A 25,957-nucleotide genomic window follows, 5' to 3' on the forward strand; every position below is an offset into this window, starting at 1 on the left:
AAAAGTTACTTTTTACTGAGAACTTTTGCTATTCATTTAGAGACATCACAGCGACTCTCTAATTCTCGAAATCTTTGTCAAGCCTAGTAATTACGGGGCTTCCGAACCAGTAGGCTTGAATACAGTGCCTAACTTAACACACCTTTTAGATTTGAAAAGCCTTTTCACTCAATTTTTTGGCTTTTTTCTTAGTTTTTTTGCGATTCCACGCTAAAACTGTCTATTGGGTGCGCTAACGCCAGTGATAATACCTCATCAATCCATGACACGGCATGAATATCAAGCCCTTCAAGTACATTCTCAGGAATTTCTTTTAAGTCACGCTCGTTCTTTTTCGGTATTAAAACTCGTTTAATTCCACCGCGATGAGCCGCCAATAATTTCTCTTTCAGACCGCCGATAGGCAGAACTTCGCCACGCAAGGTAATTTCACCTGTCATCGCGACATCTGCACGTACTGGATTACCAGTAAGGCTTGATACCAAACCAGTAACCATCGCAATACCGGCACTCGGACCATCTTTCGGTGTCGCGCCTTCTGGAACGTGAACATGAATATCACGTTTCTCGTAGAAATCGTCATTTATGCGTAGTTTGTCAGCTCGGTTGCGCACCACGGTCATTGCCGCTTGAATTGACTCTTGCATCACATCGCCCAAGGAGCCGGTGTAAGCGAGTTTGCCTTTACCTGGTACTGCAGCACACTCGATAGTGAGTAAGTCACCCCCTACTTCCGTCCATGCAAGACCGGTAACTTGGCCAACTCTATCACCGTCTTCCGCCTTTCCGTAATCGTGACGTTGTACACCTAAGAAGTCTTCAAGATTTTCTTGATTAATCACAACTTGCTTAACGTTTTTGTCGAGCAAGATGTTCTTAACCGCTTTTCGGCACAACTTAGACACTTCGCGCTCTAGATTACGTACGCCCGCTTCACGCGTGTAATAGCGAATAATGCCAATGATCGCGCTGTCTTCTATATTGATTTCAGATTCTTTTAATCCATTGCGTTTAACTTGCTTTGGAATTAAGTGCTGCTTAGCAATATTCAGCTTTTCGTCCTCGGTATAGCCAGAAAGACGAATGACTTCCATACGGTCTAACAATGGACCCGGAATGTTAAAACTGTTAGAGGTTGCAACAAACATAACATCAGACAGATCGTAGTCCACTTCTAAATAGTGGTCTGCAAAGTTGCTATTTTGCTCTGGGTCTAACACTTCCAGTAGAGCTGAAGCAGGGTCGCCGCGCATATCCGATGACATCTTATCGATTTCATCTAATAAGAAAAGCGGGTTCTTCACGCCAACTTTCGACATACTTTGGATCAGTTTACCCGGCATTGAGCCAATATAAGTTCTTCTGTGGCCGCGAATTTCAGCCTCATCGCGCACGCCACCAAGCGCCATACGTACATACTTACGGCCAGTCGAACGCGCGATGGATTGCCCTAAACTGGTTTTACCAACCCCCGGGGGGCCAACTAAGCATAAAATAGGACCTTTTAGCTTATTAGTGCGCTGCTGCACCGCTAAATATTCGATAATACGGTCTTTCACTTTCTCGAGACCATAATGATCGGCATCTAGAATCTTTTGCGCACCAGCTAGGTCTTTTTTCACCTTAGAGCGCTTTTTCCAAGGCACATTGATCATGGTCTCAATATATGAGCGCACAACCGTCGCTTCAGCAGACATAGGTGACATCATTTTAAGTTTATTTAGCTCTGAAAGCGCTTTTTCTTCCGCCTCCTTCGGCATATTCGCTTCGCTAACACGCTTTTTCAGGGCTTCAAATTCGTCAGGTACATCATCCAGCTCGCCAAGTTCTTTCTGAATCGCTTTCATTTGTTCATTCAGATAGTACTCGCGTTGGGATTTCTCCATTTGCTTTTTAACACGTGAGCGGATCTTTTTCTCTACTTGAAGTAAGTCGATCTCGCCTTCCATCAACGCCATCAAATACTCAAGACGCTCAGTCACATCGTTAATTTCTAGCACCTTTTGTTTTTCAGGTACTTTAATTGGCATATGAGCAGCCATCGTATCAGCTAGACGTGCAGCCTCATCGATACCCGATACTGACGTTAGGACCTCTGGTGGGATCTTTTTATTTAGCTTCACATAGCCTTCAAATTGGCTAATTGCACTGCGAACTAATATGTCTTGCTCTTGCTCATCTACATCCTCGGATGAAATATACTGAGCTTGCGCCAGAAAATATTCGTCTGTAATTAGAAACTCATCGATTTTTGCGCGCTGAGTACCTTCAACCAGCACTTTCACTGTACCATCAGGTAGTTTGAGTAACTGTAGTACCGTTGCAATGGTACCAGTCTGATAGACATCATCAGTGCTTGGGTCATCAACTGAGGCGTCTTTCTGCGCAACTAAAAAGATTTGCTTGTCATTGTCCATCGCTGCTTCTAGGCATTTTATTGATTTTTCTCGGCCTACAAACAGCGGGATCACCATATGCGGATACACCACTACATCACGTAGCGCTAGCACTGGAATTTCTACTCGATCCATTCTTTCAAGCGTCATTATGTTCTCTTCGCACTTCAATTAATTTTGGGAATACTGAGCTATATGGGGATAACGCAGATAAAGTTCAATAGTTTATAGTAATCCGCATCAAGTAGAGATCAATTCAGGGCAAAAAACCACGAGAGAGAAATACAAATATGGACCATTAAGTAATCTACTTTAAGACAAGAAAGCGCCATGAGCACCACTAAAAATTATTATTTAGTCTTACAAAAAGAGAAATCTTTAATGCTATTCGTAAATAGGTTTGATCTCTCAAATCAGTTACTTATCAACCCAGATTAATATCTCTTTGCAGGTTTAAACGAGAAAGCTTACCCGTTTAAGAGCTTTTCACTTTAATAGTAAATCGGTTTCTATCTGATGTGGACTAAGAAATAAAAAGGAGCACTAGGCTCCTTTTTCAATCATATATTGAGCTATTCAGACGCCGCTTTTTCTTTACCGTTATTCTCGTAAATCATAATCGGATCTGATTCGCCTTTGATCACCGTTTCATCAATGACGACTTTACTCACTTCTTCTAATGAAGGAAGCTCATACATAGTATCGAGTAATACGCCTTCGACAATTGATCGTAGGCCACGGGCACCCGTCTTACGCTCCATTGCCTTATGAGCAATCGCTCTTAGCGCATCTTCACGGAATTCAAGGTCAACACCTTCCATCTTAAATAGCGCCGCGTATTGCTTAGTAAGTGCATTTTTCGGCTCATTTAAGATTTCAATTAATGCGTCTTCGTCCAGCTCGGTCAAAGTCGCAACAACTGGCAAACGACCAATAAATTCTGGAATTAAGCCATATTTAACTAAATCTTCAGGCTCTACGTCTTTAAACGTTTCGCTTAATGAGCGCTCAAAGTCCTTAGATTTAACTTCAGCACCAAACCCAATCCCCGTATTTTTTGTACTACGCTGCTCAATGACCTTATCGAGACCTGCAAACGCACCACCACAAATAAACAAGATCTTAGAAGTATCTACTTGTAAAAATTCTTGTTGCGGGTGCTTTCTGCCACCTTGTGGTGGAACAGATGCAACCGTGCCTTCAATCAGCTTTAATAGTGCTTGTTGTACACCTTCGCCTGACACATCACGGGTAATTGATGGGTTGTCAGATTTTCTTGAAATTTTGTCGATTTCGTCAATGTAAACTATACCACGTTGTGCTTTCTCAACGTCGTAATCACATTTTTGCAGAAGCTTTTGAATGATGTTTTCAACATCTTCACCCACATAACCAGCTTCGGTTAATGTCGTTGCATCTGCCATTGTGAATGGAACGTCAAGTAAACGTGCAAGCGTTTCTGCTAGAAGGGTTTTACCACTACCCGTTGGACCAATTAGTAGAATATTACTCTTGCCAAGTTCTACATCACCTTTTCCGCCTTGGTTACGCAGGCGCTTATAATGATTATAAACCGCAACAGACAAGACCTTTTTAGCATGGTCTTGACCTATCACATAGTCATCTAAGTGATTTCTGATCTCTTTTGGCACGGGTAATTTATCAGACGCGTCATGCTTAGGCGCAATATCTTTGATTTCTTCCCTAATAATGTCGTTACAAAGTTCAACGCACTCGTCACATATATAGACAGATGGACCGGCAATTAACTTACGAACTTCATGCTGGCTCTTACCGCAAAATGAGCAGTAGAGTAGCTTGCTATTCTTATCGCCGTCTGTTGGAGTGTCTGACATTCAGCTACCTCATTCAATTGCTGTTATCTTTAGATAACATCGTATTTCTTTTAACTATACCAAAGAAATTTGGCTTTGGCACAGTAGAAGCCGATGAATTCAACTCATCGGCTAATTCATAATCACTTCAGCTCTCGACGAGAGTGAACCGCATCAATCAAGCCATACTCTAACGCTTGATCTGCAGTCATAAAGTTGTCTCGATCTGTGTCACGCGCAACCACATCATAAGGTTGACCGGTGTGATCCGCCATTAAGCGATTCAATTTTTCTTTGATCGCCAAGATTTCACGGGCATGAATTTCAAAGTCAGAAGCCTGACCTTGGAAACCACCTAAAGGTTGGTGGATCATCACACGCGAGTTCGGCAAGCAATAACGTTTACCTTTAGCACCGCCAGATAGCAAAAATGCGCCCATACTCGCAGCTTGACCAACACAAACCGTACTAACGTCAGGCTTGATAAAATTCATCGTGTCGTAGATTGACATACCAGCGGTCACAGAACCACCTGGCGAATTGATATACAAGAATATATCTTTGTCTGGGCTTTCCGATTCCAAGAACAGCATCTGCGCCACAATTAAATTGGCCATGTGGTCTTCGACTTGACCAGTTAAGAAAATAATACGGTCTTTTAACAGTCGTGAGTAAATATCATAAGAACGCTCACCTTTAGCCGTTTGCTCCACGACCATAGGTACTAACGCATTGATTGGATCGATCATACCATCATTCATGTTTTTTATTCCTTATTAGCACAGAATCTATTGCCTATTCGCTGCAACTTTATTGGACTTAGCGCGGCCCATAAAAACATTCTGTGATAGGTGTTTAGGCTAATACTTTTTTGAGCGAATTGAAACGAGTAGATATAACTGTATCAGTCATACTCAATGAAACCTGACTCGTAAAATAAGTATAGCTAATAAAATAAGCCATGCCTCAAGATATAAGCACTTAATGCTTCAATATCAAGGCTTAAAAACAAAAATGGCCCGAATTCTCTATTAGAGTAACTCGAGCCATTTAAACTTCAGCTTAGCTGTAAGTCAATGATTTGTTCAAAGACTTATTGAGCAGCCTGTGGATTCATGATGTCGTCGAATGACTTTTCAACATCAGAAACAGATGCAGCTGCAAGCACAGCTTCAACAGCTAGCTCTTCCATTGCTACATTGCGCATTTGCTGCATAAGCTGGTCGTTAGCTTTGTAGTATGCAACTACTTCGCTTGGATCTTCGTACGCAGAAGCAACAGTCTCGATTAATTCTTCAACTTTTGCATCGTCAGCTTTGATGTCGTTCGCTTTGATTACTTCACCTAGAAGTAAGCCAGTCTTAACGCGCGTTACCGCTTGCTCGTGGAAAAGCTCAGCTGGTAGCTCAGGCATGTTTTGTGCGTTGCCGCCAAAACGCTGTGCAGCCTGTTGACGAAGTGCGTCGATCTCTTGGTCGACTAGTGCTTTAGGCACTTCAACTTCGTTAGTTTCTAGAAGACCTTTGATCGCTTGATCTTTCACGTTAGCTTTAACCGCTTGGTTCAGCTCACGTTCCATGTTCTTCTTAACTTCTTCTTTAAGTGCGTCAACACCGCCTTCAGCAACACCAAACTTAGTTGCGAACTCGTCAGTTAATTCAGGAAGTTCTTGAACTTCAACTTTCTTCACAGTGATAGTGAATTGAGCCGCTTTACCTTTTAGGTTCTCAGCATGGTAATCTTCAGGGAAAGTTACGTCAGAAACTACTTCTTCACCTGCTTTTTTACCAACGATACCGTCTTCGAAGCCTGGGATCATACGACCTTGACCAAGCTCTAGAGGGAAGTCTTCAGCTTTTCCGCCTTCGAACTCTTCACCGTCAATTGTACCAACGAAATCAACCGTTACACGGTCTTTTTCGCCAGCTGCAGCATCACTCTCAGTCCAAGAAGCGTGTTGCTTACGAAGCGTTTCAAGCATGTTAGCAAGATCTTCGTCAGTTACTGAAACTGCTGGTTTCTCAACTGCAATTTTTTCTAGATCTTTAAGCTCAACTTCTGGATATACTTCAAAAGTTGCATCAAATTCTAGATCTTTACCTGCTTCTAGAGATTTAGGAGCAAAGCTAGGTGCGCCAGCTGGGTTGATTTTCTCAGCAATGATTGCCTCGATATAGTTACGCTGCATAAGATCGCCAGCAACTTCTTGACGTACAGCTGCGCCGTAACGCTTAGTGATGATTGACACTGGAACTTTACCAGGGCGGAAGCCATCGATACGCTGTGTTTTTGACAGTTGTTGTAGGCGTTTTTTAACTTCAGTCTCAACGTTCTCTGCAGGAACGGTGATGGTCAGACGGCGCTCAAGGCCTTGAGTCGTCTCAACAGAAACTTGCATGATTTACCTCAATCTTCATTTTTGGGCGACAAAGCGCCTTCCTTACTAACAAGACAACCATCATGCTTTTTATGGGCCTTCGGCTAAACTGCCAAACTCTCCGTTGCATGTGACGCTTGTTGCCTGCCCTACGGGCACTACGTTAATTAATAGACGCGGCATTATAACCTATTCAACGACGGAGTCGAGCAATCAGGTTAAATAATTAGGCATATTGGTGCTAATTGATTAAAAGTTAGTAAATTTGAAATAAATGACTGAGATACTGGGGAGAAAGTGGTCGGCGATGCAGGATTTGAACCTGCGACCCCTTGGACCCAAACCAAGTGCGCTACCAAGCTGCGCTAATCGCCGACTAATTTTGGCATGTAGATGGGGCGACTGATGGGACTTGAACCCACGACAACCGGAATCACAATCCAGGGCTCTACCAACTGAGCTACAGCCGCCACTACATGTGGATTAAAATAAGATGGCGCACCCTGAAGGATTCGAACCTTCGACCGACGCCTTAGAAGGGCGTTGCTCTATCCAGCTGAGCTAAGGGCGCAAACTCGTAAACATCTTCATGCTACTTTCTTATTTTAAAAGTGGTCGGCGATGCAGGATTTGAACCTGCGACCCCTTGGACCCAAACCAAGTGCGCTACCAAGCTGCGCTAATCGCCGACTGTGACCTTGGAGAACTAATAACCTTTTTATCGGTGAGTCCTCGTTGGCAACGGGGTGCATAATAGTGATTTGCCCGAAGTAGGTCAAATATTTTTTTTAGTTTTTGTTTCAACTGCCTAATTTTGCCACAAATTGTTGATAAAACAGCTGACTTAAACAATTTTTGAACGCTTCTTGTAGAGCTGATCATGAAAACCTTTGCTTTTACGCAATGCAAACTTGGCGGGATGGCTGTTTTTTGCGAAAATAGCGGGCAAATGTCCTCTATCAAACTAATTAGCAGGGCATATAAATAGAGCAACCCCATTATTTTTCTCTACAAGCAGAGTCATCACTCAATAAAAGTACTTGTATAGAAGAATTTAAAGGCTCTATCATCGTTCAAGTTTTTTAACCCTTAATATAGGTCAATCATGACGGCAAACATCATTGATGGCAAAGCTATCGCGAAACAAGTTCGTTCTACTGTTGCACAACGAGTTCAAGACAGACTAGCGCAAGGTCTAAGAGCGCCTGGCTTGGCAGTGGTATTAGTAGGCCAGGATCCTGCGAGCCAAGTTTATGTTGGTTCAAAGCGTAAAGCCTGTGAAGAAGTCGGATTTGTTTCTAAATCTTTCGACTTACCAGGTGACACAAGCGAAGAACAATTACTTGCGCTTGTTGACGAGCTTAATGCAGATCCTGAAGTTGATGGGATCTTAGTGCAGTTGCCGCTACCTGAAGGCCTAGACGCTGAAAAAGTGTTAGAGCGTATTGATCCTCACAAAGACGTCGACGGCTTTCACCCATATAACGTCGGTCGTCTTGCACAAAGAATGCCTGCATTAAGACCGTGTACTCCAAAAGGGATCATCACCCTACTCGATTCTACTGGTGTTCGTTATAAGGGCATGCATGCGGTTGTGGTTGGTGCTTCAAACATCGTTGGTCGCCCTATGTCGCTGGAGTTGCTACTTGCCGGTTGTACTACAACCGTTTGCCATAAGTTTACGCAAGACCTCGAAACCCATGTGCGTCGTGCCGATCTTCTGGTTGTGGCGGTAGGCAAACCAGAGTTTATTCCGGGCGACTGGGTTAAAGAAGGCGCGATTGTTATTGATGTAGGTATTAATCGCTTAGAATCTGGCAAACTGGTAGGTGACGTGCAATACGACATCGCAGAACAGAGCGCGAGCTTTATTACCCCGGTGCCAGGTGGTGTGGGTCCAATGACCGTAGCAAGCTTAATCGAAAATACGCTAGAAGCGTGTGAAAAGTATCACAGCTAAACGCTATTAGTTTATGAGTATGTAAAGGCCTCAGTTGAGGCTTTTATTCTTTTAAACCTCACTAACTCATTAGCGTGTCCTTGTTCGCTTTGTTTTCTTCCTGAGTTACCGCATCTCTCATTGCCTCTTGTAAAGCAGCCATTCGCTCTTCTAATTCTTCAGGTGAAATTTTCCCCTCAGCCGCAAGCTTTTCAAGCTCTGCCATTTTCTCTTTTAATTCGTCTATTTTCTCTTTATTTGCCCCCAAGCGGCTAAACATTACCGCTTCTCTCATTTTTTCGAGAAATGTTTCATTACGCTCCACTACTTCATATTTAAATGGCTCGTCTACTTTATTATCGAGTATAGGAGATGATTGGGCTGCGATGTTAGCAGCAGCGACATAGTCTTGCTCCTGCGCAGCGTTGGTTCGAGTAGAACTATGCGCCTCTGAGACAGGCTCAGTAGTGCGGATTGCGGAGTGGGTTTGGTAAGTGATCATGATTGCTCTCCTTGATTTGTCCAAGAAAAGCAATCACTGTGCCAAAAATTAGCTTACTTGATATTGGCTAGATATGACCAGGAATTGACTTATGCGGCAAATTGACGTCTTGGTTTTGACCACGGTGACGCAATAAATGATCCATGAGTGTAATTGCCAACATGGCCTCTGCGATTGGAATGGCGCGAATACCAACACAAGGGTCATGACGACCCTTCGTCACAACTTCTTGCGGTTGGTTGTGGGTATCAATACTCTGCCCCGGCACCGAGATACTTGATGTCGGTTTTAGCGCAATTGACGCGATAATATCTTGTCCTGTAGAAATACCCGCTAACACGCCGCCTGCATGATTAGAGGTAAATCCCTGTGGCGTTAGTTCATCTCTATGCTCGGAGCCCTTTTGCTCAACCACATCAAAGCCATCACCAATCTCGACTCCTTTTACGGCATTGATGCTCATCAAGGAGTGCGCTATCTCGGCGTCCAAACGGTCAAACACTGGCTCACCTAAACCAACAGGCACATTTTTCGCCACGACTTTTACCTTTGCGCCGACTGAATCACCTTCTTTTTTCAGTGTACGCATATATTCATCTAACGCTTCAAGCTTAGATTCATCGGGAAAGAAAAATGGATTGGTTTCAACGGCTGACCAATCATAATGCTCGGCTTTAATCGGGCCTAATTGAGAAAGACAGGCATTGATTTCGATGCCATGGACTTGCTTGAGATATTTTTTCGCGATGGCACCTGCAGCAACTCGAATAGCAGTTTCACGTGCCGACGACCTGCCACCACCGCGATAATCTCTATGTCCGTATTTGTGCCAATAGGTATAGTCGCCGTGACCCGGACGAAACAAATCTTTGATGTTTGAGTAATCTTTTGAACGTTGATCGGTATTTTCAATCAATAACCCGATGCTCGTACCCGTAGTCTTGCCTTCAAACACACCCGAGAGAATTTTTATCTCATCGCCTTCTCGACGCTGCGTTGTGTAACGGCTTTGACCTGGTTTGCGTCTATCTAAATCGATTTGTAAATCAGCTTCAGTGATCTCAAGCCCAGGTGGTACACCATCCACCACGCCACCAAGCGCGGCACCATGACTTTCACCAAAGGTCGACACCTTAAATAATTGGCCAATGCTATTGCCTGCCATCGTTTTTCCTCATTCCTAAATAGACGATAGAGAGCATTGGCTCCCTATCAGTTTTTAAAGTATTCCAATAGTTGTTGTTTGGATACGACAAAAATCCCTAAACCACCATGCTCAAAGTCTAGCCAAGTGAATGGTGCTTCAGGAAATTGCTGTTCCATATGTACCATAGAATTACCAACTTCGACAAATAACAAACCATCATCATTTAAATGATCTGCCGCTTCTGCCAGTAATGTGCGGGTCACATCAAGGCCATCTTCTCCTGACGCCAATCCAAGTTCTGGCTCATGATGGAACTCCTCTGGCAGATCTGACATATCTTCTGCATCAACATAAGGAGGATTTGCTACGATTAAATCGTACTTTTGACCCGGTACACCACTAAATACATCAGACTGGATAGCGAAAACCCTGTCTTGCATCATATGCTGATTGATATTGTGATCAGCCACTTCTAAGGCTTCAAAAGAAATATCTACTGCGTCGACTTGTGCGCGCTCAAATGCTTTAGCCAATGCAATCGCAATACAACCAGAACCCGTACACATATCTAAGATACGCGTTACTTTATTCGGTGTAGCTACCCAAGGGGAAAAATGTTTTGCGATTAACTCTGCAAATGGTGAGCGTGGTACTAATACGCGCTCATCAACATAAAACGGCATACCAGCAAACCAAGCTTGATTGGTTAAGTAGGCGACGGGAATACGCTGCTCGATACGTGCTTTGATAAACTCCATCAGATGCGCTTTCTCACTTTGTGTCATGCGCGCATGCATGATTTCTTTGGGGGCATCAATTGGCATATGCAGCACCGGAAGCACCAAACTGACCGCTTCGTCCCAAGGATTATCCGTACCATGACCAAAAAATACCTCGTTACTCACAAACTGGCTCGCTGTCCAGCGTACCCAGTCCTGAATGGTATGTAAGTCTTGAAAGGCCTCAACGGCCATTTCTTCGGTAATAAGTGGTTGCGACATTTCCGTCATGGTGACTCTCTAAAGATCAAACTATATGGCGCTATTGTAGCGGTTTTTAAGCTAGGTTTTTATGCTTTTTTTATTTAAAATGTCACCATGAACAGAGAATCTAACACTAATGCTGACCTAAATGACGATTTCGCGATGTTTCGTGAGTCTTTGAATGGTGTAAAACCCCTCAAACAAGATCAGGTGCAGCTCAAACAAAAGAAAAAAATTCAGAGCATTGAGCTGAAGCAACAAGTCAAGCAGCAGCAATCTGAGTTTTACTTTTCTGACGAGTATATTCCAGATATTGATACGTCGGGAACCATCAACTTCGTAAAGCCCGGAGCTGATCGCTATTTAGCAAAGCAGCTAAGGCGTGGTGACTACGCGCCCGAACTCATCTTAGATTTGCACGGGCTAAATAAAGAAACGGTAAAACAAGAACTGGCAGCATTAATTCATGCTTGCAAGAAGCAGCATATTGCCTGTGCGTGCGTGGTTCATGGAATTGGTGAGCGTGTGCTTAAACATAAAGTACCGCAGTATCTTGTCCAGCATCCAGATATACTGGCGATGCACCAAGCACCTTTAGAATATGGCGGTAAAGGGGCTGTATTAATCTTGGTTGACTTACCTGATGACCCTAACTTTGGCCGTTAGTTCGGCCCAAACATTGTTTTTTACCCTCTCTTACTTCGCTTAATCCAGCCTTAATAGTTTTAACTAAATCTTAGCCATTTCACCCATCCATTACTGGTCAAATTCACCACCTTATTAATTCCCCTGTGCCAAGAAAAAATTAAAATACATAAAAATCAATAAGATAAAAATTAAATTTATTTTGGCACAACCTTTGTAATAGTTATTGCGACTAACAAATTACAAGGAAACTTATTATGACTACTTTAGCGAAAATCACCATGACAACTTTACTGTTTACAGCGAGCATGACAACAACAGCTGCACAAATTGATGCTTCTTTACTTCAAGAAGTAAAAACCAAAGTAACGCAAGCTATCGCTGAGTCAATCAAAGCGAATCTAGAGGAAATAAAAATTGAGACCAAACAGTCTCTAGAGAAAGCGTTTCAAACAACCAATAACAACGAGCAAGTAAAAAAGGAAGAGACTAATGATTAATGAACTCGAATTTCTGAGTCTGCTCGCAACTCCCGTGATCAGTTTATTCGCCGCTTACTTAAGCATTCAACTGATAAAGTCACTGGGTCAGTTTATTAACTTTAACTAGCATAGCACTTGCTAAAGTAGGCAAGGTAGCCAAGTAGTCAAAGTTTTACCCTCTGAAAGCTATTGAGGTATCAGTAGCCATTAAAAAACCCGCCAATTGGCGGGTTTCTTTTTTGATATCAGCGAGATATCACAAAGTCGACACTAAATTATAGTGCGCCTTCGTTTTCAGATAGGAACTTAGCAACACCTTCAGGGCTTGCATCCATACCTGCTTTACCTTCAGTCCAACCAGCTGGACATACTTCACCGTGCTCTTCGTGGAATGCTAGTGCATCAACCATGCGTAGCATTTCGTCGATGTTACGGCCTAGTGGTAGGTCGTTAACTACTTGGTGACGAACATTACCTTCAGCATCGATTAGGAAAGAACCACGGAAAGCAACACCAGCTTCTGGGTGCTCAACGTCGTATGCTTGACAGATTTCGTGCTTAACGTCAGCGATTAGATCGTATTTAACTTGACCGATACCGCCTTCGTTTACTGGAGTGTTACGCCATGCGTTATGTGAGAATTGAGAATCGATTGAAACACCGATCACTTCAACACCACGCTTTTGGAACTCTTCGTAACGCTTGTCGAACGCGATTAGCTCTGAAGGACAAACAAACGTGAAGTCTAGTGGGTAAAAGAAAACAACCGCTTTTTTACCTTTAATACGCTCGTGCAGGTTGTAGCTATCTACGATCTCACCGTTACCTAGTACTGCTGCTGCTGTAAAGTCTGGTGCCTTGCGGCCTACTAATACACCCATTTTTATCTCCAATAGTTAGGTTTATTTCCAATCTTATTTGGTATCTCGTGTCGAGACCAAAATATCTTGTTCATAATATTGTGGCGTGCTTATGAAAAAACAACCCTAGCTAGATTCATAACCAAAGTATCTTTGTCATTCTCACCACCAAAAACTGCGCCTAGTGTATTTGGCAAGTGCCATAATTAACAATCGAATTTAGCGATAGCATCAATCTATAAATTCGATGAGACTCAAATACCTCCGCTCAGGACGCCATTCGGAGATCAAAAAAGGCTTCACGAAGAAGCCTCTTTAACATGTATATCACTCGATAGACATTAGTCCATAATGTTTTCTGGCATATCACCGCGGATCTGCTGCCAAATTTCACCCGATTGATGACCATACTTACGCATTAATGAAATAGCCCCATCGTGTTCTTGATTTTCCGCCAGTTTGGTTAAATCTGCATAAAACTGTCTCGCCAGTCCTCGCGTTCTAGGATCTGAGAAGTAATGACAACCAATTTTTGAGTATAAGCCTCTGAAGCCATTTAAAATAAGCACATAAATTTTGTTTTGCCCTGCACCTGCCAGTTCATGGTGAACTTGATAATCGTAATCGGCAAAGGCTTCTGCGGTGTCTTCTAGCTCTTCATGCTTAGACAAAATATCGATAACACGCTGCGGGTTGAATTTTATCGCCGCACGCGTATAGATAGCACTAATATTGGTACGCGCTGACAGCAGCTGATCGGTCAGCTCGGGCATCTTATCTTCATCAAGACGCGCTAAAGTTTCTAATATATTAAGACCCGACGTTTCCCAAAAGTTATTTACTCGGGTTGGCTTACCATGTTGGATAGTCAACCAGCCATCACGAGCTAGCCTTTGTAATACTTCGCGCAGTGTTGTTCTTGTTACACCAATGAGTTCAGAAAGCTCACGCTCAGCAGGTAGAATGGATCCCGGAGGGAATTCGCCGTTCCAAATTGACTCAACAATATATTCTTCAGCAAATCCAGCTGGGCTCTTGGCTTTGAAAATTCTCATCTCACACCACTTTATTATTACATCAATGCCTTGATTGGCAGGTTGTGCTTGTTAATCCACTGATTGTACCAGATGAAGCTCAACTAACAAGCTACAAATCACCCTAGCTGAAAATAGCCATATTCAATGTAGGTGAGATTGTGATGCGGTGTGAGACTTAGAACTCAATTAAGGCGATATAGACTTGGCGAGAACGAGCTCATCTTCGCTAAACACTGAGCTGTTAATGTAAACAAATTGCTCCTCATCAGACCATCCAGCCTCTGCTTTCATTTTGTATAATTCAAATGCTTCGTAGTACGGATCGGTATCGTATTCGTTTTCTACCATTGCCCATGCTATCCAATGCGAAACGGTATAATCGCAACCAACCAATTGGTATAACGGCTCACTTAAAAAGAAAAGTGCTTCGTAACCTTCTCCACCACAGTGTTTCTTGATAATTTCAGACAGTGCATCATCTAAATGTATGGTGGGTGGATCCGCATTTTTAAACACTTCACACCTTAGCGTTTCACTGCCCCGATAAACACGACATTTCTTAGTGGAAGACTTTTCTCTATTTAACTCAATAAGTGCTTGGTCGCCGAATGCTTGAAGCACAATCTCTATATTTTCATTGAGTTGATTTAGCTTGTTTAAGAGAGTTTCATCATCAATTTCTGTAGATTGCGGATACACTTTTCTGACTTCATTCACTCTTTTAAGTATTCGCTTGCCATTAGGAAATATTGCAAAGCAAGCTTCTAGTTTTTCATCATCCAGTTTCCATATGTCGAAGTGGAGAATATAATCCTCCTTGATATCAGGCATGGATTCTGTCGACTCTCCTAATACTTCCCTCCACTGCCTTTGCCACTTTTGTTGATTGCTCATATTTATTTGATACTTTTAGTACGTCGCTTAGTCAGAATAAATATCAGACTAAAATTTAGCAATGACGAAGACTTACCCTCCATTTGCATCTCAGAGGGTCTGGGCGCCTGTGTTCAAATTTTCTAACTCTGCTGATTGAATCGTTGTAGCAATGAGGTCTTCAAAAAGCGCTAATTGCCCAGCTGGAATTAACTGATTTTGTATATTCTTCCGTTTATCTGAGTCAAACAACCGCTCTGCCAACCAGCCGATTAGATACATTAGCGAGAGGCAGCCTCCAGCGGTGGCGATGTTACCGTTTATGACAAGGGGTAAGTCCTGAACATCTCCTCCCATACTTTGCAAAACACCCTTAGCATCTGGATTCGTCGTTAACGACTTACCTTTAAGCAAACCAAGCTCATGAAGGATGAAAGATCCCGCACAAATCGAGCCTATTAGCTGCCTATTTGGGTCAAGGTTCAGCGCGGACATAAACTCAGTGTCTTTCATAGCTGCAGGAATACCACGTTTGCCACTCGTGATCAGAACTGCATCTTGATTAATTACTTCTGAAATATGCCCGTCTGTTTTAACTCGCATGCCAAGGTGAGAACTATGCTCTGGCTTCGTTCCTAATACACTCACAACCCAACTGTCGGTTGTTCGACCAAGCAAGTCATACATCAAAAAGAAGTCTACGTCTGTGAAATCGTCAAACAGAGCAATGCCTACTTTATACATAATGTTTTTTCCTTCGCTGCTTTCATTAGTCGCAAACATATGTGTTATTTATTCTTTGCGGTAGTGGGTGTTGTTTATTCTATTTTTTATTCTTTTAATTTACCACTTGCGGCTGCCAAACTAACTCGATGATACGATTGATACTCAGAAGCTCTGTATTCGCATAGACCACCACCAAAGTTTCATCCCTGTTGGGGTGGTAATATATTCACGGCTAGGTGGATACTCCACAAGCCGGCTCACTTGGTGATACAACATCAATTGATTTAATCAAGTGATCTATTTTGATATTTTCGAACTTCTACTAACAACAAGAGTCGAAAAATCGTCGCAAAGATAGCGCACACTGCCGAAGTAAGGTTGCCCTAACGCAACCAGATAAAGCATAATAAAACAAAAAGGGTTTCTCGATAATGAAGATTTCATCTTTTCACCTCTCTAGGCAATCATGGGGATTGCTGGCACTGTCCGCTGCTATTTTCGAAGCTGTCGCACTGTATTTCCAATATGGTATGGGTTTAGAACCCTGTATTATGTGTATCTATCAGCGTTTTGCTATGTTGGGGCTGTTAGCGGCTGGTTTAATCGGTATGATTTCGCCTCGCTCCTTCGTGCTACGCAGTTTTGCCTTTGCTTCTTGGGGTGTAGGCAGTATTTGGGGCTATTTTATCGCCCGTGAACATATCAGTATGCAAACCACAACGGATCCATTTGCTTTTACCTGTGACTTTGTACCAAACTTTCCTGCGTTTATGCCGCTTCATGAATGGCTGCCAAGCTTTTTTGCTGCAACGGGTGACTGTGGCAATATAGACTGGTCTTTCGCAGGATTATCTATGCCAGGATGGATGGAAATTATCTTTGCATTTTATAGTATCGCATTTATTCTTTTCTTATTTTTCCACGTTACTAAAAGAAGCTGAGATTTCGTATTCATGCATTTTAGGTTAAGCCAAATTGAGCAGCTAAGAGAATTTAAATTACGTGACAAGCAGATTATCTTACGTCTTGCACTTAGCCGTCTCGACGCGAAAACAAAAGTCGTATTAAGAATAGTAAAGTTGCTATTACTCACACCATTTTTTGCCTCATTAGTCGTCTTTGAAGGCTGGCTGTTATTACCCGTCTTACTCGTAGCCGGATTAGTTTATCCACTACTAACTACACCGGTGGAAATACAGTTTGGCAAACCCAAATTGGCTCGAGCGATCGCTGAGTTTAACGCCTCGAATAAGCCCTAATTTTCAATCTACCTGTGTGCGAGCAGCTAAGCTCGCACACAATAACATCAACTAGACTCTAATCTTTCCCTCCAGCTTTGCCAATATGCCTTTCCCTATTCCTTTTACTTCGAGTAACTCAGCTGTGCTCTTAAAGCGTCCCATTTTTTTGCGATACTCAACAATGGCTTCAGCTTTACGAATACCAATCCCTGGTAAACTTGAAAGCGCTGAAGCATCTGCAGAATTAATATCAAGCGCAACACTTTGCTGCTGTGTTTGAGAGACTGATTTTGCTTGCTCCGCAGGTTTTGCGAGCACACTTGAACAGCTTAAACCTAACGCCAATAAAATAGAAAGTATGGTGGGTTTATTGAACATATATACACTCCTTGTGCGTAAAAAGTATCCGAAGCTTACTGCATTCACCTCGGTGAGTGATTGCAGTACGCTTTTTAAATAAAGATTGGAGTATCAACTTTGTCAAAAATTTTCATTCTTTCAAAAAAGAAAATTAATATTAACCTGTTGTTTTTAAAAAATTTTGTTAATTCTCTTTTGTTCACCTATACTTGAAAAATTTTCAAAATAGCTTGCTTAATCACTCAATTCAATTTACTGTATAAAAAAACAGTGACTAGGGGAATAACCATGGCCGTTATCATCAAATATGTTGTTGAAAGAAATGGAGTCGAGCGTATGACTTTCACATCTAAAAAAGAAGCTGATGCTTACGATAAGATGCTAGATGTAGCTGAGGCATTGGAAGATATGCTAGCAAAAGTTGACGTACCGCTGAGTGAACAACAAGTTGAATCCCTAGCGCTTGAAATTGCAAAACAAAAAGATGACTTTGTGTCTGTATTAAAAGGTGGAAAAGTAGCACCAAAGGCCAGTACCAAAAACAAATCTGCAGACGAAAAAGCGTCAGATTCAGAAAAAGTGACCAAAATTAAGCAAGCCTAAGTGATAATAGCTACTTATACCAATTGAATTAATTCTCTAATCAATTTGAAGGGTGAAATAGCATATTAGCTTCGTTAAAAATTTCTCATTTAGAACAACTAAATAGCAAGATTTTTGCCTTGCCTATATGGATATAGGTACCTTAGCGGCAGCAGGACGCGAGAGCGGTGCTACTAAAGCTATTTCCCCGCTTAAAGATAGATCATTTACTTAATACAACTGGTATTACTTCAGTAAGTGATGCTGGGTAAAAATAAAAAACCGCACATTTTGCGGTTTTTTATTTTGTTTTGTATAGCGCGGTATTACTTAATCACGCTTGCCACTGCGTCAGCAAAATAGTCAATATTGTCCTTGCTTACACCAGCTACGTTAACGCGACTAGAACCTACCATATAGATAGCATATTCAGTGCGCAGCCTGTCAATTTGCTCTTTATTAATACCTAAGAAAGAGAACATACCATGCTGACGGTCGATGAATGAGAAGTCTTGCTCAACACCTTTTGCAGCTAGGCTTTCTTTGATCAACGTACGTAGACCATTGATACGGCTACGCATTTCATCAAGTTCGTCATACCACATTTGTGTAAGTTCAGAACTACTTAATATGGTATTTACAATATCAGCACCGTGTGCTGGTGGCATTGAATAGATACTACGCACAACACTAAGTAATACTGAGTTTGAAACGTCTGCAGTTGCACTGTCTTTTGCAATGATTGAGCACGCACCGATACGCTCGCGATAAAGACCAAAGTTCTTAGAACAAGATGAACAGATGATCATTTCATCAACCGTATCCGCAACTGTTCTAAGGCCTTGTGCATCTTCTTCAAGGCTGGTACCAAAACCTTGGTATGCGATATCAATTAATGGCGTAAAACCTTGTTCTTTCGCAAGTTCAGCAACTACTTTCCATTGCTCTTGATTTAAGTCCATACCACTTGGGTTATGACAACATGCATGAAGTAGTACCACATCACCTTTAGATACTTGCTTCAGTGCATTGATCATCTCATCAAATAACAACCCTTTATTTTCGTAGTCATAGTAAGGATACTCTTTGACTGTTAGACCAGCAGCTTCAAATAGGCTGATATGGTTTGCCCAAGTTGGAGTAGTAACCCAAACAGTCGCATTGGTGTTGCAACGTTTAATAAATTCGGCAGCAACACGTAATGCTCCCGTGCCACCAGGTGCTTGCGCCGTGCGTACACGGTTTGCCAACAATGTACTATGCTCTCCAAGTAACAGTGTTTCCATCTTTTGACAGAAGTCTAAGTTACCAGCCAAACCAATATAAGATTTTGTCGTTTCGTTTTCTAAACGAAATGCTTCCGCTTTTTTAACCGCTCTAAGTACCGGCGTATTTCCCTGTTCATCCTTATAAACACCTACACCTAGGTCAATTTTATTTGGATTAGTGTCCTGCTTATAAGCGGCCATCAGGCCTAAAATAGGATCTGTTGGAAGTGGTTTTAGCTCTGAGAACATGGCTTATCTCTTTTATTTTAATTAATGCAAACTCGAGCGGCTGACGCTCGATTCCAGTAGACTTGATGGTAACATAGAGACTTGTATCTCAGTTACCATATTTATCTAGAATTTTATTCATTTTTGTAAACTTGTTAGCACCGCAAAGGCTTTAAGTTTACAGTCCCACTATTACTAGGGCCTATAGTTATTCAGGTAAATATTCAGGAATTCTCACACACGCAGCTGCAAGTAATGCTAAAATTTCTTCACTGAAAAATGACTCAGAGAACGCTTCTGCATCAATAATTCCAATACAGTTTTGATCATCATCGAATAATGGCATACAGGTTTCTGCTTTAACCTTAGGATCGCAAGTGTAGTACTCTCCTCCACTGGCGACATAATGAGGAATGTCATTAATCACCCGAGCTTTAGCACTCAAGACCGTCTGGATATTATTTGAGGTAGCGGCAAAGGCCTCCGTTATTGGAAATAGCGGTCTACTCGGCGCCCCAGAGTAAGCTAGTTTGAGGAGTTGTTTGCCTTCATTTGTCGCTCTTGCTTGATATATACCAAACCAGTCAACGCCTGTAACTTCAACTACCGCTGACACTATCGTTTGCAGTTTGGCAAGCGATTGTTCATTCACCGTGTTCTTTTCAACATAGTCACTCAATAAAAAAGGTGCCTCCTGAAGGTGACCAAACAAGCTACAAGCACCACCTTCACCGAGCTCAGGGATCTGATATGACCACACTGCAGGGCTTGAGTTTTGCTCAATATAAGCATCTAGTTTTTCTAATTGCAGCAAGAGCAATTCGCGGGGGATAGATAATCTACTCAATGAAATATAATCTGACATTTTAGCCATCTAAACATCTAAATTTAATGCAACTTTACCACGCTCTTTATACCTTGCCAATACTCAAAAACAGGTACATAAGGCAATACGAGTAGATAGTAAACCTAAAGCAAAAGTAAAAGTAAAATACGTTTGAGTGGAATTTAGATCGATTTAGAGGTAAGTGAATAAGTCATTTCTACTTCGTTCCCTGCGTTGTTGTAACTAACACTTTGCGCTATTTCGTTCAGCAAGCTAACCCCCCTACCATGACTATGCTCTTGTTTCGCTTTGTTGCGCTCACTTGATTCAAAACCATTACCTGAATCACAAATATTGAAATATAACTTTAACTCTTCAGGGCTATAACGCACTGAAATAATAATGAGCGCTTCTTTCAACTCTTTCAAAACACTCTCTCGCAGACTATAAAACTCAAAAAAGCCATCTTCTTTATTTTTAATTTCAGAATCTAGTCCCAGCACCCCGTGGTCTAAAGAGTTATTATAAGCCTCAGAAAGTAACAAGAATATATTGGAGCGATGTGCCGAAATACCGTCAACCTCACTAAGTAAATCCACCAGCTCAAGCACAGGATCTGTGCTTTTGATCTGCTTGGCATCTAAAGATAACGAAATATTAAACGGCAAGCTTGAGTAGTGGTGAGGCGCAGACGCTATTGACTCACTGGCAACACAATTAATAATCGCGATGCTTAAGTCATCTTGCTGTTCCGTATGACCAGAAAAGTCACGAACTTCTGAGATAATCTGCTCAGTGGAAATATGCTGTCTACTTGCTAATAAGCGCTTTAACCGTCGCTCGCCATACATTTCGCCTTGCTCAGACTCAGATTCGATAATGCCATCTGTCGCCATCACAAGGCGTTGATTTGGACTGACTTCAAAATGCAGCAAATTACGCTCAAATTCATTGATTTCTAATATGCCGAGCGCCATATGTTGGCTTTCGATGGTTTTAATAAGGCTGCCATTTTGATCAATCAAATATAAATCTGGCAAACCACCAAGCCAAGCAGAAATACTTTTACCTGAGCTACTCAATTCTATGATTGCAGCAGCACAAAACATGTGACCAGGCAATAGCTCATTAAGGGCGGCATTGAGCTCAACAGCGATATCACTTACCGCCATCCCTTTTTGCACCATAGTATAGAAAATGCGCGAAGCGGGAAGCGCGCCAACTGCAGCGGCTAAGCCATGGCCGGTAAAATCACCGAGTAAACAATAAAACCCTCCCATCGGGCTCTTAGCCATTAAAAACATATCGCCATTAAACATTGACGCGGGTGATAAATGATATTCGCAAATCTCAGGATATTCTGACTGTTGTGCAAGCGCGTTACTAAATATGTGCTCAACAATCTCGTGCTCCCGCTCTATCTGGTTATAGTGATATTCGAGCTGTCGGCGTTGCTCATTGCTTTGCTGACTGAGTCTGCGGGTTCTTGCGTGCGCTTTAATTTTGGCTGATAGGATAACTTTATCGAACGGTTTGTGAATGAAGTCATCGCCTCCTACAGCAAGGCATTTTTCAAAACTGCTTTGATCTTCAAGTGCGGTGATAAAGATAATAGGCAAATATACGTCGCCAGCATATTGCTTTATTTTGGGCGCAGCCTCAAAGCCATCCATAACAGGCATGATGACATCCAACAACACAATGTCAATGTCTTGAATTTCAAGAATCTTTAACGCATCACGACCATTGTTCGCACAAAAAACAGTATAAAACTGCTGCTCGAGCATTGCCTTAAGCAGCTTGCAATTTAAAACCTGATCATCGACTACCAAGATATTCATGAGGGTCTTATCTATCTAAAATTAGTCAATATCAAACTTCTTATCAAAACGAGAGATCTGGAGGATTTTCTTTAGTTGTGGGCGACAATTACTAATTTGAATGCTAGAAACAGAGCTTCCCAGCGTTTTTTTCATATTTAACAACATACCCAAAGCGGAGCTGTCCATATAATCGGTTTCACGCAGGTCTACAACAACCTTTTCGGTTTGATCATTTACTTCCGCATATGCCTGACGAAACGATTGTACTAAATTGAAGTCGAACTTGCCCCTAATTTGAATGGTCAGTGTTTTACCGTCAGCAGAAGCGTTTTTACTCAAGCTCATCATTAAGCTCCTAAATTATTTTAATTTGTTTCCCCTCACCAATTTAAATATAACGCTTAAAAATCATTTAGCAAAAAATAAAAAACATCTAATCTGCTTTTTGCTATGATCTCCGCAAAGAACCCGCAAGAGGACCAAAATCAATGTCAGAATCAAGACTTGTGTACTCCACAGATGTAGGCCGTATCGACACCAAAGAACCAAAACAAGAAGTTCAAGGGAAAGTTTTCAAAGACGGTGCCGTTCGTATTGAAAGACAAACTAAAGGGCGTAAAGGCAAAGGTGTTATGCTTGTTGTTGGCATCGATAGTGAACAGCATGATCTAAAAAAATTGGCAAAAACGCTTAAATCTAAAATGGGTCAAGGTGGCGCAGTTAAAGAAGGCGTAATTGAAATTCAAGGCGATGACCGAGAAAAACTTAAGCAACTATTAGAAGGTCAAGGCTTTAAAGTGAAAATCGCAGGCGGCTAATTTGTAGCCCCAACCTTTGGGGCTAGAAAACTACATAGCCGGGGCAAACCTCAAAATCTCGGCTTCACTCAACGGCGGACTGTAATAATAGCCTTGCACGATATAACAGTTATTTTTAGCCAAGAACGCCATTTGAGCCTCTGTCTCCACCCCTTCAGCAATAACCTGCAAATTTAATTTTTGCGCCATTGCAATGATCGCAGCAGTGATCTCCATATCATTCGGATCTTCAGGAATATCCTTTACAAAAGAGCGGTCAATTTTAAGTATGTCGACTGGGAAACGTTTAATATAACTCAAAGAAGAGTAGCCGGTACCAAAGTCGTCAATGGAGAGTGAAACGCCAAGTGCTTTAATATCTCTAAGCTGTATGATGGCCGCTTCCACATCTCCCATTAACATACTTTCTGTTAGTTCAAGGTGCAATAGAGTCGGCTCCATCCCTGTCCTGTGAATAATATCTGACAACGTACTGATCAGTTGCGCGTCTTTAAACTGCCTCGCAGAAAGATTGATGGATATATTGGCTGTCTTGCCTGCGGCTTTTAAACGGCGAGAGAAATGACAGGCTTCCTCTAACACCCATGCACCAAGCTCTACAATTAAGCCTGTCGCTTCAGCGATCGGAATAAACTTGCTTGGCGGAATGTTTCCCTCACTCGGGTGGAACCAACGAATAAGCGCCTCATAACCTAAGACCTCTCCACTTTCACTATTGACTTGTGGCTGATAGTACAGAGTAAATTGTTGCGCTTTGATTGCTATACGCAGCTCGTTTTCTATGTATAAGCGCTCGTTAGCAGCTTCATCTAAATCTTGGCTATAGAAATGGTAAGTGTTCCGTCCCTTTGCTTTGGCCTGATACATGGCCAAATCAGCATGTTTTAGCAGCTGCTCTTCTTCTTTACTGTCAAATGGAGCCATCGTGATACCAATACTCGCACTGACGATAACTTCGTTATTACCCAGTTTTATCGGCTCTGCCAATGTTTTTTGAATGATATTGGCAACCTCCATGGCGTTTTCTCGCTCATTGATGCCACTCAGTAATACCGCAAACTCATCCCCGCCCAATCTAGCAATGGTATCTTCTGCACGGAGCCGCTTTTTCAATCTCGTCGCGACTTCAAGTAATAAGCGGTCGCCAGCGTCATGCCCCAAGGTATCATTGATGCGTTTAAACTCGTCTAAGTCAAAGTAAAATAGAGCAAAGGCGTAATGACCACGTTCAGCAAGCGCCATAGATTTACGCAACTGCATCCTAAAAAACGTCCTGTTGGCAAGCCCGGTCAAGGTATCAAAGTAAGCCAACTCTTCCATTTTTCGCTGGCTTTCTTTTACAAACGAAATATCTTGTGCTGAGGCGACATAACTTGAAATTGCACCACCTTCTTCACGGATAGGTGACACACTCAAACTGACCCAAATAGGCGCTTCTTTATTACCCGCTAACATGGTATCACCACGCCAATAATTGCGGCTGCGTAAGTCAATATCGATATCATCAATGAGAATTGCCATGTCTTTTGAAATAATACTCAAAAGCGGAGAGCCAATAAAATGCTGCTCATCATAGCCGGTCATTTCCTGCATTTTTGGGTTGACGTACTCAATTTGAAAATGCTCATTGGTCAACACAACGCCTGTGCCGGAGAAAGCGACGGCTTTCGACAAGCGGTTTGCCGCCTTTTCAGCAATTTCTTTTTCTGTAATGCGTTGATTTAGACCATTTACAAGCTGCTTAATTTCCACACTCATGTCGTTAAATGAGGCATTTAACTGCCCAATTTCATCATCGGTATGTGGTAAAGTTGGTGTATCCCATTGCCCTCGACCAAATCCCTTTACCGCTTTAACGAGCGCATTAATGCGTTTGAGCACTAATTGGTATAAAACCTGATGCAGTAGTATTGCGACAAAAATGGCATACAGAATAAACAAACCAAAGAACTTTACTTTGAGCTCTTCAATGGCCGAGATAGCCGATGCCCGCTTCTTATAAATTCCAATATACCAATCTAATTTGGCAATATGGGTCACGTGCATAATATGCCAGTTATCTTTATATCTAAACTCATCTTGGATATTTGGCAGCTTAGTAATGAGTGCGGTTTGTACTATTTTACTCAAGTCTTCAGGTAATTTGCTGTGATCTAACAACTGCCCGGTCGCAGCTGTGGTTTTAAACAGACCAGGAGCCGCCAATAGTCGCCCCTGTTTATCAAAAACGATAAATCCTTGTTGGTGATCAGATTTAGGTAGTTTTTCGAGTAAAGTGGTCAGCTCTATGTCGCTACCCGTTAATCCAAGGTATTTGTCATGTAAGTATAAAGGCACCAAAATACTCACCACCCACTTGCTCCAAACCCTATCAAAATACACGCCCGACCAAACAGCTTCCCTTGTTGGGTTTTGTTCAGCATGTAAAACAGGCAAGTTATGAAGCTGATTATTTACCAGCCTTGGATCTTTCGCTAATAAAGCATTTGGAGGCGCAACACGAACAAAACCGTCACTTGTAGACAGGTAAAAATTAAAAAAATCCTGTAAAAGTGGAGGCGCAAGAATATTCCAGAGCAATTCTGATTCAGAAAACAACTTTTGCACTGACTGTAACTTTAAATCGCCGGTATACATAGCTGCAGAGAGGCCGTTTTTAGCCGTGCTCGCTAAATTTTCGCCACGCTTGTCGACGCGAGCTTGTGCGCCAGATAAATCATGAACGCCGTATAGTAGATGTTTGGAAACCACTGAGTTGGCTTGTTCGGCCAAGTTAGCTTTAAGATTAAGGTAATTTGAAAACTGATTGTTCACCTGCCCACTAAAACGCCTGAGTTCATCATACTCTTCATAGATTAACTGCTTTTCTTCAGATTTTAGCATCAATGCTGCTGCAAAAACGCCCGCGATCAGACACACAGCCGAAATCAGCATCGACAGCTTTACACTTAAAGAGCTTGCACCATATCTTGATGGGGGACGACGATTGCCCACAAGTTAACCTATTCT

At 42.1% G+C, this 25,957-nt stretch carries 24 protein-coding genes and 4 tRNA genes; 7 read left to right on the forward strand and 21 right to left on the reverse strand.

The window, feature by feature from the left end; all coding sequences use genetic code 11:
* Positions 1–188: 188 nt before the first annotated feature.
* The 8 genes from lon to CWC29_RS10505 form a co-directional block, all read right to left on the reverse strand.
* Positions 189–2,546: an endopeptidase La gene (lon, locus tag CWC29_RS10470; RefSeq protein WP_138523181.1), complete on the reverse strand. Its 2,358-nt coding sequence runs from the start codon at positions 2,544–2,546 to the stop codon at positions 189–191.
* Between the two features lie 422 nt (positions 2,547–2,968).
* Positions 2,969–4,252: an ATP-dependent protease ATP-binding subunit ClpX gene (clpX, locus tag CWC29_RS10475; RefSeq protein ID WP_128726413.1), complete on the reverse strand. Its 1,284-nt coding sequence runs from the start codon at positions 4,250–4,252 to the stop codon at positions 2,969–2,971.
* 122 nt (positions 4,253–4,374) lie between these two features.
* Positions 4,375–4,992, reverse strand: a complete 618-nt coding sequence (clpP, locus tag CWC29_RS10480; RefSeq protein ID WP_128726412.1) for an ATP-dependent Clp endopeptidase proteolytic subunit ClpP — start codon at positions 4,990–4,992, stop codon at positions 4,375–4,377.
* A gap of 332 nt (positions 4,993–5,324) precedes the next feature.
* Positions 5,325–6,629 carry a trigger factor gene (gene tig, locus CWC29_RS10485; RefSeq protein WP_128726411.1) on the reverse strand — a complete coding sequence of 435 codons (1,305 nt, stop codon included), beginning with the start codon at positions 6,627–6,629 and terminating at the stop codon, positions 5,325–5,327.
* Positions 6,630–6,906: 277 nt separating this feature from the next.
* Positions 6,907–6,983: transfer RNA gene (locus CWC29_RS10490), tRNA-Pro, on the reverse strand.
* Between the two features lie 19 nt (positions 6,984–7,002).
* Positions 7,003–7,078 (reverse strand) — tRNA-His (locus tag CWC29_RS10495).
* Between the two features lie 24 nt (positions 7,079–7,102).
* Positions 7,103–7,179: transfer RNA gene (locus tag CWC29_RS10500), tRNA-Arg, on the reverse strand.
* Between the two features lie 41 nt (positions 7,180–7,220).
* Positions 7,221–7,297: transfer RNA gene (locus tag CWC29_RS10505), tRNA-Pro, on the reverse strand.
* A gap of 416 nt (positions 7,298–7,713) precedes the next feature.
* Here CWC29_RS10505 and folD point away from each other — a divergent pair.
* The gene (gene folD, locus CWC29_RS10510) at positions 7,714–8,568 is read left to right on the forward strand and encodes a bifunctional methylenetetrahydrofolate dehydrogenase/methenyltetrahydrofolate cyclohydrolase FolD (RefSeq protein WP_128726821.1); all 855 of its coding nucleotides are present in this window, start codon (positions 7,714–7,716) and stop codon (positions 8,566–8,568) included.
* Positions 8,569–8,629: 61 nt separating this feature from the next.
* Here folD and CWC29_RS10515 read toward each other — a convergent pair whose 3' ends face one another.
* The 3 genes from CWC29_RS10515 to prmB form a co-directional block, all read right to left on the reverse strand.
* The gene (locus CWC29_RS10515; protein WP_138524633.1) at positions 8,630–9,049 is read right to left on the reverse strand and encodes a glycosyltransferase family protein; all 420 of its coding nucleotides are present in this window, start codon (positions 9,047–9,049) and stop codon (positions 8,630–8,632) included.
* A 67-nt stretch (positions 9,050–9,116) separates the two neighbouring features.
* Positions 9,117–10,214: a chorismate synthase gene (gene aroC, locus CWC29_RS10520; protein WP_138524631.1), complete on the reverse strand. Its 1,098-nt coding sequence runs from the start codon at positions 10,212–10,214 to the stop codon at positions 9,117–9,119.
* Between the two features lie 47 nt (positions 10,215–10,261).
* The gene (prmB, locus tag CWC29_RS10525; protein ID WP_138524635.1) at positions 10,262–11,197 is read right to left on the reverse strand and encodes a 50S ribosomal protein L3 N(5)-glutamine methyltransferase; all 936 of its coding nucleotides are present in this window, start codon (positions 11,195–11,197) and stop codon (positions 10,262–10,264) included.
* A gap of 96 nt (positions 11,198–11,293) precedes the next feature.
* Here prmB and smrB point away from each other — a divergent pair, with 96 nt between their 5' ends.
* Entirely contained in the window at positions 11,294–11,845 is a 552-nt protein-coding gene (smrB, locus tag CWC29_RS10530; protein WP_010371129.1) for an endonuclease SmrB, read from the forward strand.
* Between the two features lie 236 nt (positions 11,846–12,081).
* Entirely contained in the window at positions 12,082–12,324 is a 243-nt protein-coding gene (locus CWC29_RS10535) for a hypothetical protein (RefSeq protein ID WP_128726825.1), read from the forward strand.
* Positions 12,325–12,581: 257 nt separating this feature from the next.
* Here the strand turns inward: CWC29_RS10535 and CWC29_RS10540 are convergent, their stop codons facing one another.
* The 4 genes from CWC29_RS10540 to CWC29_RS10555 form a co-directional block, all read right to left on the reverse strand.
* Positions 12,582–13,187 (reverse strand): peroxiredoxin, encoded by a 606-nt coding sequence (locus CWC29_RS10540; RefSeq protein WP_010371125.1) that lies wholly within the window; start codon positions 13,185–13,187, stop codon positions 12,582–12,584.
* A gap of 320 nt (positions 13,188–13,507) precedes the next feature.
* Entirely contained in the window at positions 13,508–14,221 is a 714-nt protein-coding gene (gene fadR / locus CWC29_RS10545) for a fatty acid metabolism transcriptional regulator FadR (RefSeq protein WP_128726826.1), read from the reverse strand.
* Between the two features lie 168 nt (positions 14,222–14,389).
* Positions 14,390–15,097, reverse strand: a complete 708-nt coding sequence (locus CWC29_RS10550; protein ID WP_235956561.1) for a hypothetical protein — start codon at positions 15,095–15,097, stop codon at positions 14,390–14,392.
* Between the two features lie 90 nt (positions 15,098–15,187).
* On the reverse strand, positions 15,188–15,820 hold the full coding sequence (locus tag CWC29_RS10555; RefSeq protein ID WP_128726827.1) for a DJ-1/PfpI family protein: 633 nt from the start codon (positions 15,818–15,820) through the stop codon (positions 15,188–15,190).
* A 413-nt stretch (positions 15,821–16,233) separates the two neighbouring features.
* Here CWC29_RS10555 and dsbB point away from each other — a divergent pair, with 413 nt between their 5' ends.
* Both dsbB and CWC29_RS10565 read left to right on the forward strand, forming a co-directional pair.
* Positions 16,234–16,743, forward strand: a complete 510-nt coding sequence (dsbB, locus tag CWC29_RS10560; protein ID WP_128726828.1) for a disulfide bond formation protein DsbB — start codon at positions 16,234–16,236, stop codon at positions 16,741–16,743.
* Between the two features lie 12 nt (positions 16,744–16,755).
* The gene (locus CWC29_RS10565; RefSeq protein ID WP_128726829.1) at positions 16,756–17,061 is read left to right on the forward strand and encodes a hypothetical protein; all 306 of its coding nucleotides are present in this window, start codon (positions 16,756–16,758) and stop codon (positions 17,059–17,061) included.
* Positions 17,062–17,112: 51 nt separating this feature from the next.
* Here the strand turns inward: CWC29_RS10565 and CWC29_RS10570 are convergent, their stop codons facing one another.
* Positions 17,113–17,421 (reverse strand): ComEA family DNA-binding protein, encoded by a 309-nt coding sequence (locus CWC29_RS10570; RefSeq protein ID WP_128726830.1) that lies wholly within the window; start codon positions 17,419–17,421, stop codon positions 17,113–17,115.
* A 270-nt stretch (positions 17,422–17,691) separates the two neighbouring features.
* Here CWC29_RS10570 and CWC29_RS10575 point away from each other — a divergent pair, with 270 nt between their 5' ends.
* Positions 17,692–18,006 carry a YebG family protein gene (locus tag CWC29_RS10575; protein WP_128726831.1) on the forward strand — a complete coding sequence of 105 codons (315 nt, stop codon included), beginning with the start codon at positions 17,692–17,694 and terminating at the stop codon, positions 18,004–18,006.
* A gap of 305 nt (positions 18,007–18,311) precedes the next feature.
* On the opposite strand, the gene CWC29_RS10580 is transcribed toward CWC29_RS10575, so the two are convergent.
* The 4 genes from CWC29_RS10580 to CWC29_RS10595 form a co-directional block, all read right to left on the reverse strand.
* Positions 18,312–19,502 carry an amino acid aminotransferase gene (locus CWC29_RS10580; protein ID WP_128726832.1) on the reverse strand — a complete coding sequence of 397 codons (1,191 nt, stop codon included), beginning with the start codon at positions 19,500–19,502 and terminating at the stop codon, positions 18,312–18,314.
* A gap of 187 nt (positions 19,503–19,689) precedes the next feature.
* The gene (locus CWC29_RS10585; protein ID WP_128726833.1) at positions 19,690–20,355 is read right to left on the reverse strand and encodes a GAF domain-containing protein; all 666 of its coding nucleotides are present in this window, start codon (positions 20,353–20,355) and stop codon (positions 19,690–19,692) included.
* Between the two features lie 134 nt (positions 20,356–20,489).
* Complete coding sequence (locus CWC29_RS10590) at positions 20,490–22,148, reverse strand: fused response regulator/phosphatase (protein ID WP_128726834.1); 1,659 nt, start codon at positions 22,146–22,148, stop codon at positions 20,490–20,492.
* Between the two features lie 21 nt (positions 22,149–22,169).
* Entirely contained in the window at positions 22,170–22,475 is a 306-nt protein-coding gene (locus CWC29_RS10595) for an STAS domain-containing protein (RefSeq protein WP_010371095.1), read from the reverse strand.
* Positions 22,476–22,618: 143 nt separating this feature from the next.
* Between CWC29_RS10595 and CWC29_RS10600 the strand changes: the two genes are divergently transcribed.
* Positions 22,619–22,948 carry an SUI1 family translation initiation factor gene (locus CWC29_RS10600; RefSeq protein ID WP_017216143.1) on the forward strand — a complete coding sequence of 110 codons (330 nt, stop codon included), beginning with the start codon at positions 22,619–22,621 and terminating at the stop codon, positions 22,946–22,948.
* 30 nt (positions 22,949–22,978) lie between these two features.
* Here CWC29_RS10600 and CWC29_RS10605 read toward each other — a convergent pair whose 3' ends face one another.
* The gene (locus tag CWC29_RS10605) at positions 22,979–25,942 is read right to left on the reverse strand and encodes a bifunctional diguanylate cyclase/phosphodiesterase (protein WP_138523230.1); all 2,964 of its coding nucleotides are present in this window, start codon (positions 25,940–25,942) and stop codon (positions 22,979–22,981) included.
* Positions 25,943–25,957 lie beyond the last annotated feature (15 nt).

Origin of the sequence: Pseudoalteromonas galatheae, assembly GCF_005886105.2 — a bacterium.
Lineage (GTDB): Bacteria > Pseudomonadota > Gammaproteobacteria > Enterobacterales > Alteromonadaceae > Pseudoalteromonas > Pseudoalteromonas galatheae.

Excerpts from the sequence above, each read along its gene's own strand:
- CWC29_RS10540 (WP_010371125.1), bottom strand. The coding sequence starts at position 13,187 with ATGGGTGTATTAGTAGGCCGCAAGGCACCAGACTTTACAGCAGCAGCA.
- CWC29_RS10550 (WP_235956561.1), bottom strand. The coding sequence starts at position 15,097 with ATGAGCAATCAACAAAAGTGGCAAAGGCAGTGGAGGGAAGTATTAGGA.
- folD (WP_128726821.1), top strand. The coding sequence starts at position 7,714 with ATGACGGCAAACATCATTGATGGCAAAGCTATCGCGAAACAAGTTCGT.
- clpX (WP_128726413.1), bottom strand. The coding sequence starts at position 4,252 with ATGTCAGACACTCCAACAGACGGCGATAAGAATAGCAAGCTACTCTAC.
- CWC29_RS10555 (WP_128726827.1), bottom strand. The coding sequence starts at position 15,820 with ATGTATAAAGTAGGCATTGCTCTGTTTGACGATTTCACAGACGTAGAC.
- CWC29_RS10535 (WP_128726825.1), top strand. The coding sequence starts at position 12,082 with ATGACTACTTTAGCGAAAATCACCATGACAACTTTACTGTTTACAGCG.
- dsbB (WP_128726828.1), top strand. The coding sequence starts at position 16,234 with ATGAAGATTTCATCTTTTCACCTCTCTAGGCAATCATGGGGATTGCTG.
- tig (WP_128726411.1), bottom strand. The coding sequence starts at position 6,629 with ATGCAAGTTTCTGTTGAGACGACTCAAGGCCTTGAGCGCCGTCTGACC.
- lon (WP_138523181.1), bottom strand. The coding sequence starts at position 2,546 with ATGACGCTTGAAAGAATGGATCGAGTAGAAATTCCAGTGCTAGCGCTA.
- CWC29_RS10580 (WP_128726832.1), bottom strand. The coding sequence starts at position 19,502 with ATGTTCTCAGAGCTAAAACCACTTCCAACAGATCCTATTTTAGGCCTG.
- smrB (WP_010371129.1), top strand. The coding sequence starts at position 11,294 with ATGAACAGAGAATCTAACACTAATGCTGACCTAAATGACGATTTCGCG.
- aroC (WP_138524631.1), bottom strand. The coding sequence starts at position 10,214 with ATGGCAGGCAATAGCATTGGCCAATTATTTAAGGTGTCGACCTTTGGT.
- CWC29_RS10565 (WP_128726829.1), top strand. The coding sequence starts at position 16,756 with ATGCATTTTAGGTTAAGCCAAATTGAGCAGCTAAGAGAATTTAAATTA.
- CWC29_RS10515 (WP_138524633.1), bottom strand. The coding sequence starts at position 9,049 with ATGATCACTTACCAAACCCACTCCGCAATCCGCACTACTGAGCCTGTC.
- clpP (WP_128726412.1), bottom strand. The coding sequence starts at position 4,992 with ATGAATGATGGTATGATCGATCCAATCAATGCGTTAGTACCTATGGTC.
- CWC29_RS10575 (WP_128726831.1), top strand. The coding sequence starts at position 17,692 with ATGGCCGTTATCATCAAATATGTTGTTGAAAGAAATGGAGTCGAGCGT.
- CWC29_RS10590 (WP_128726834.1), bottom strand. The coding sequence starts at position 22,148 with ATGAATATCTTGGTAGTCGATGATCAGGTTTTAAATTGCAAGCTGCTT.
- CWC29_RS10570 (WP_128726830.1), bottom strand. The coding sequence starts at position 17,421 with ATGTTCAATAAACCCACCATACTTTCTATTTTATTGGCGTTAGGTTTA.
- prmB (WP_138524635.1), bottom strand. The coding sequence starts at position 11,197 with ATGTCGCAACCACTTATTACCGAAGAAATGGCCGTTGAGGCCTTTCAA.
- CWC29_RS10600 (WP_017216143.1), top strand. The coding sequence starts at position 22,619 with ATGTCAGAATCAAGACTTGTGTACTCCACAGATGTAGGCCGTATCGAC.
- CWC29_RS10595 (WP_010371095.1), bottom strand. The coding sequence starts at position 22,475 with ATGAGCTTGAGTAAAAACGCTTCTGCTGACGGTAAAACACTGACCATT.
- fadR (WP_128726826.1), bottom strand. The coding sequence starts at position 14,221 with ATGAGAATTTTCAAAGCCAAGAGCCCAGCTGGATTTGCTGAAGAATAT.
- CWC29_RS10585 (WP_128726833.1), bottom strand. The coding sequence starts at position 20,355 with ATGGCTAAAATGTCAGATTATATTTCATTGAGTAGATTATCTATCCCC.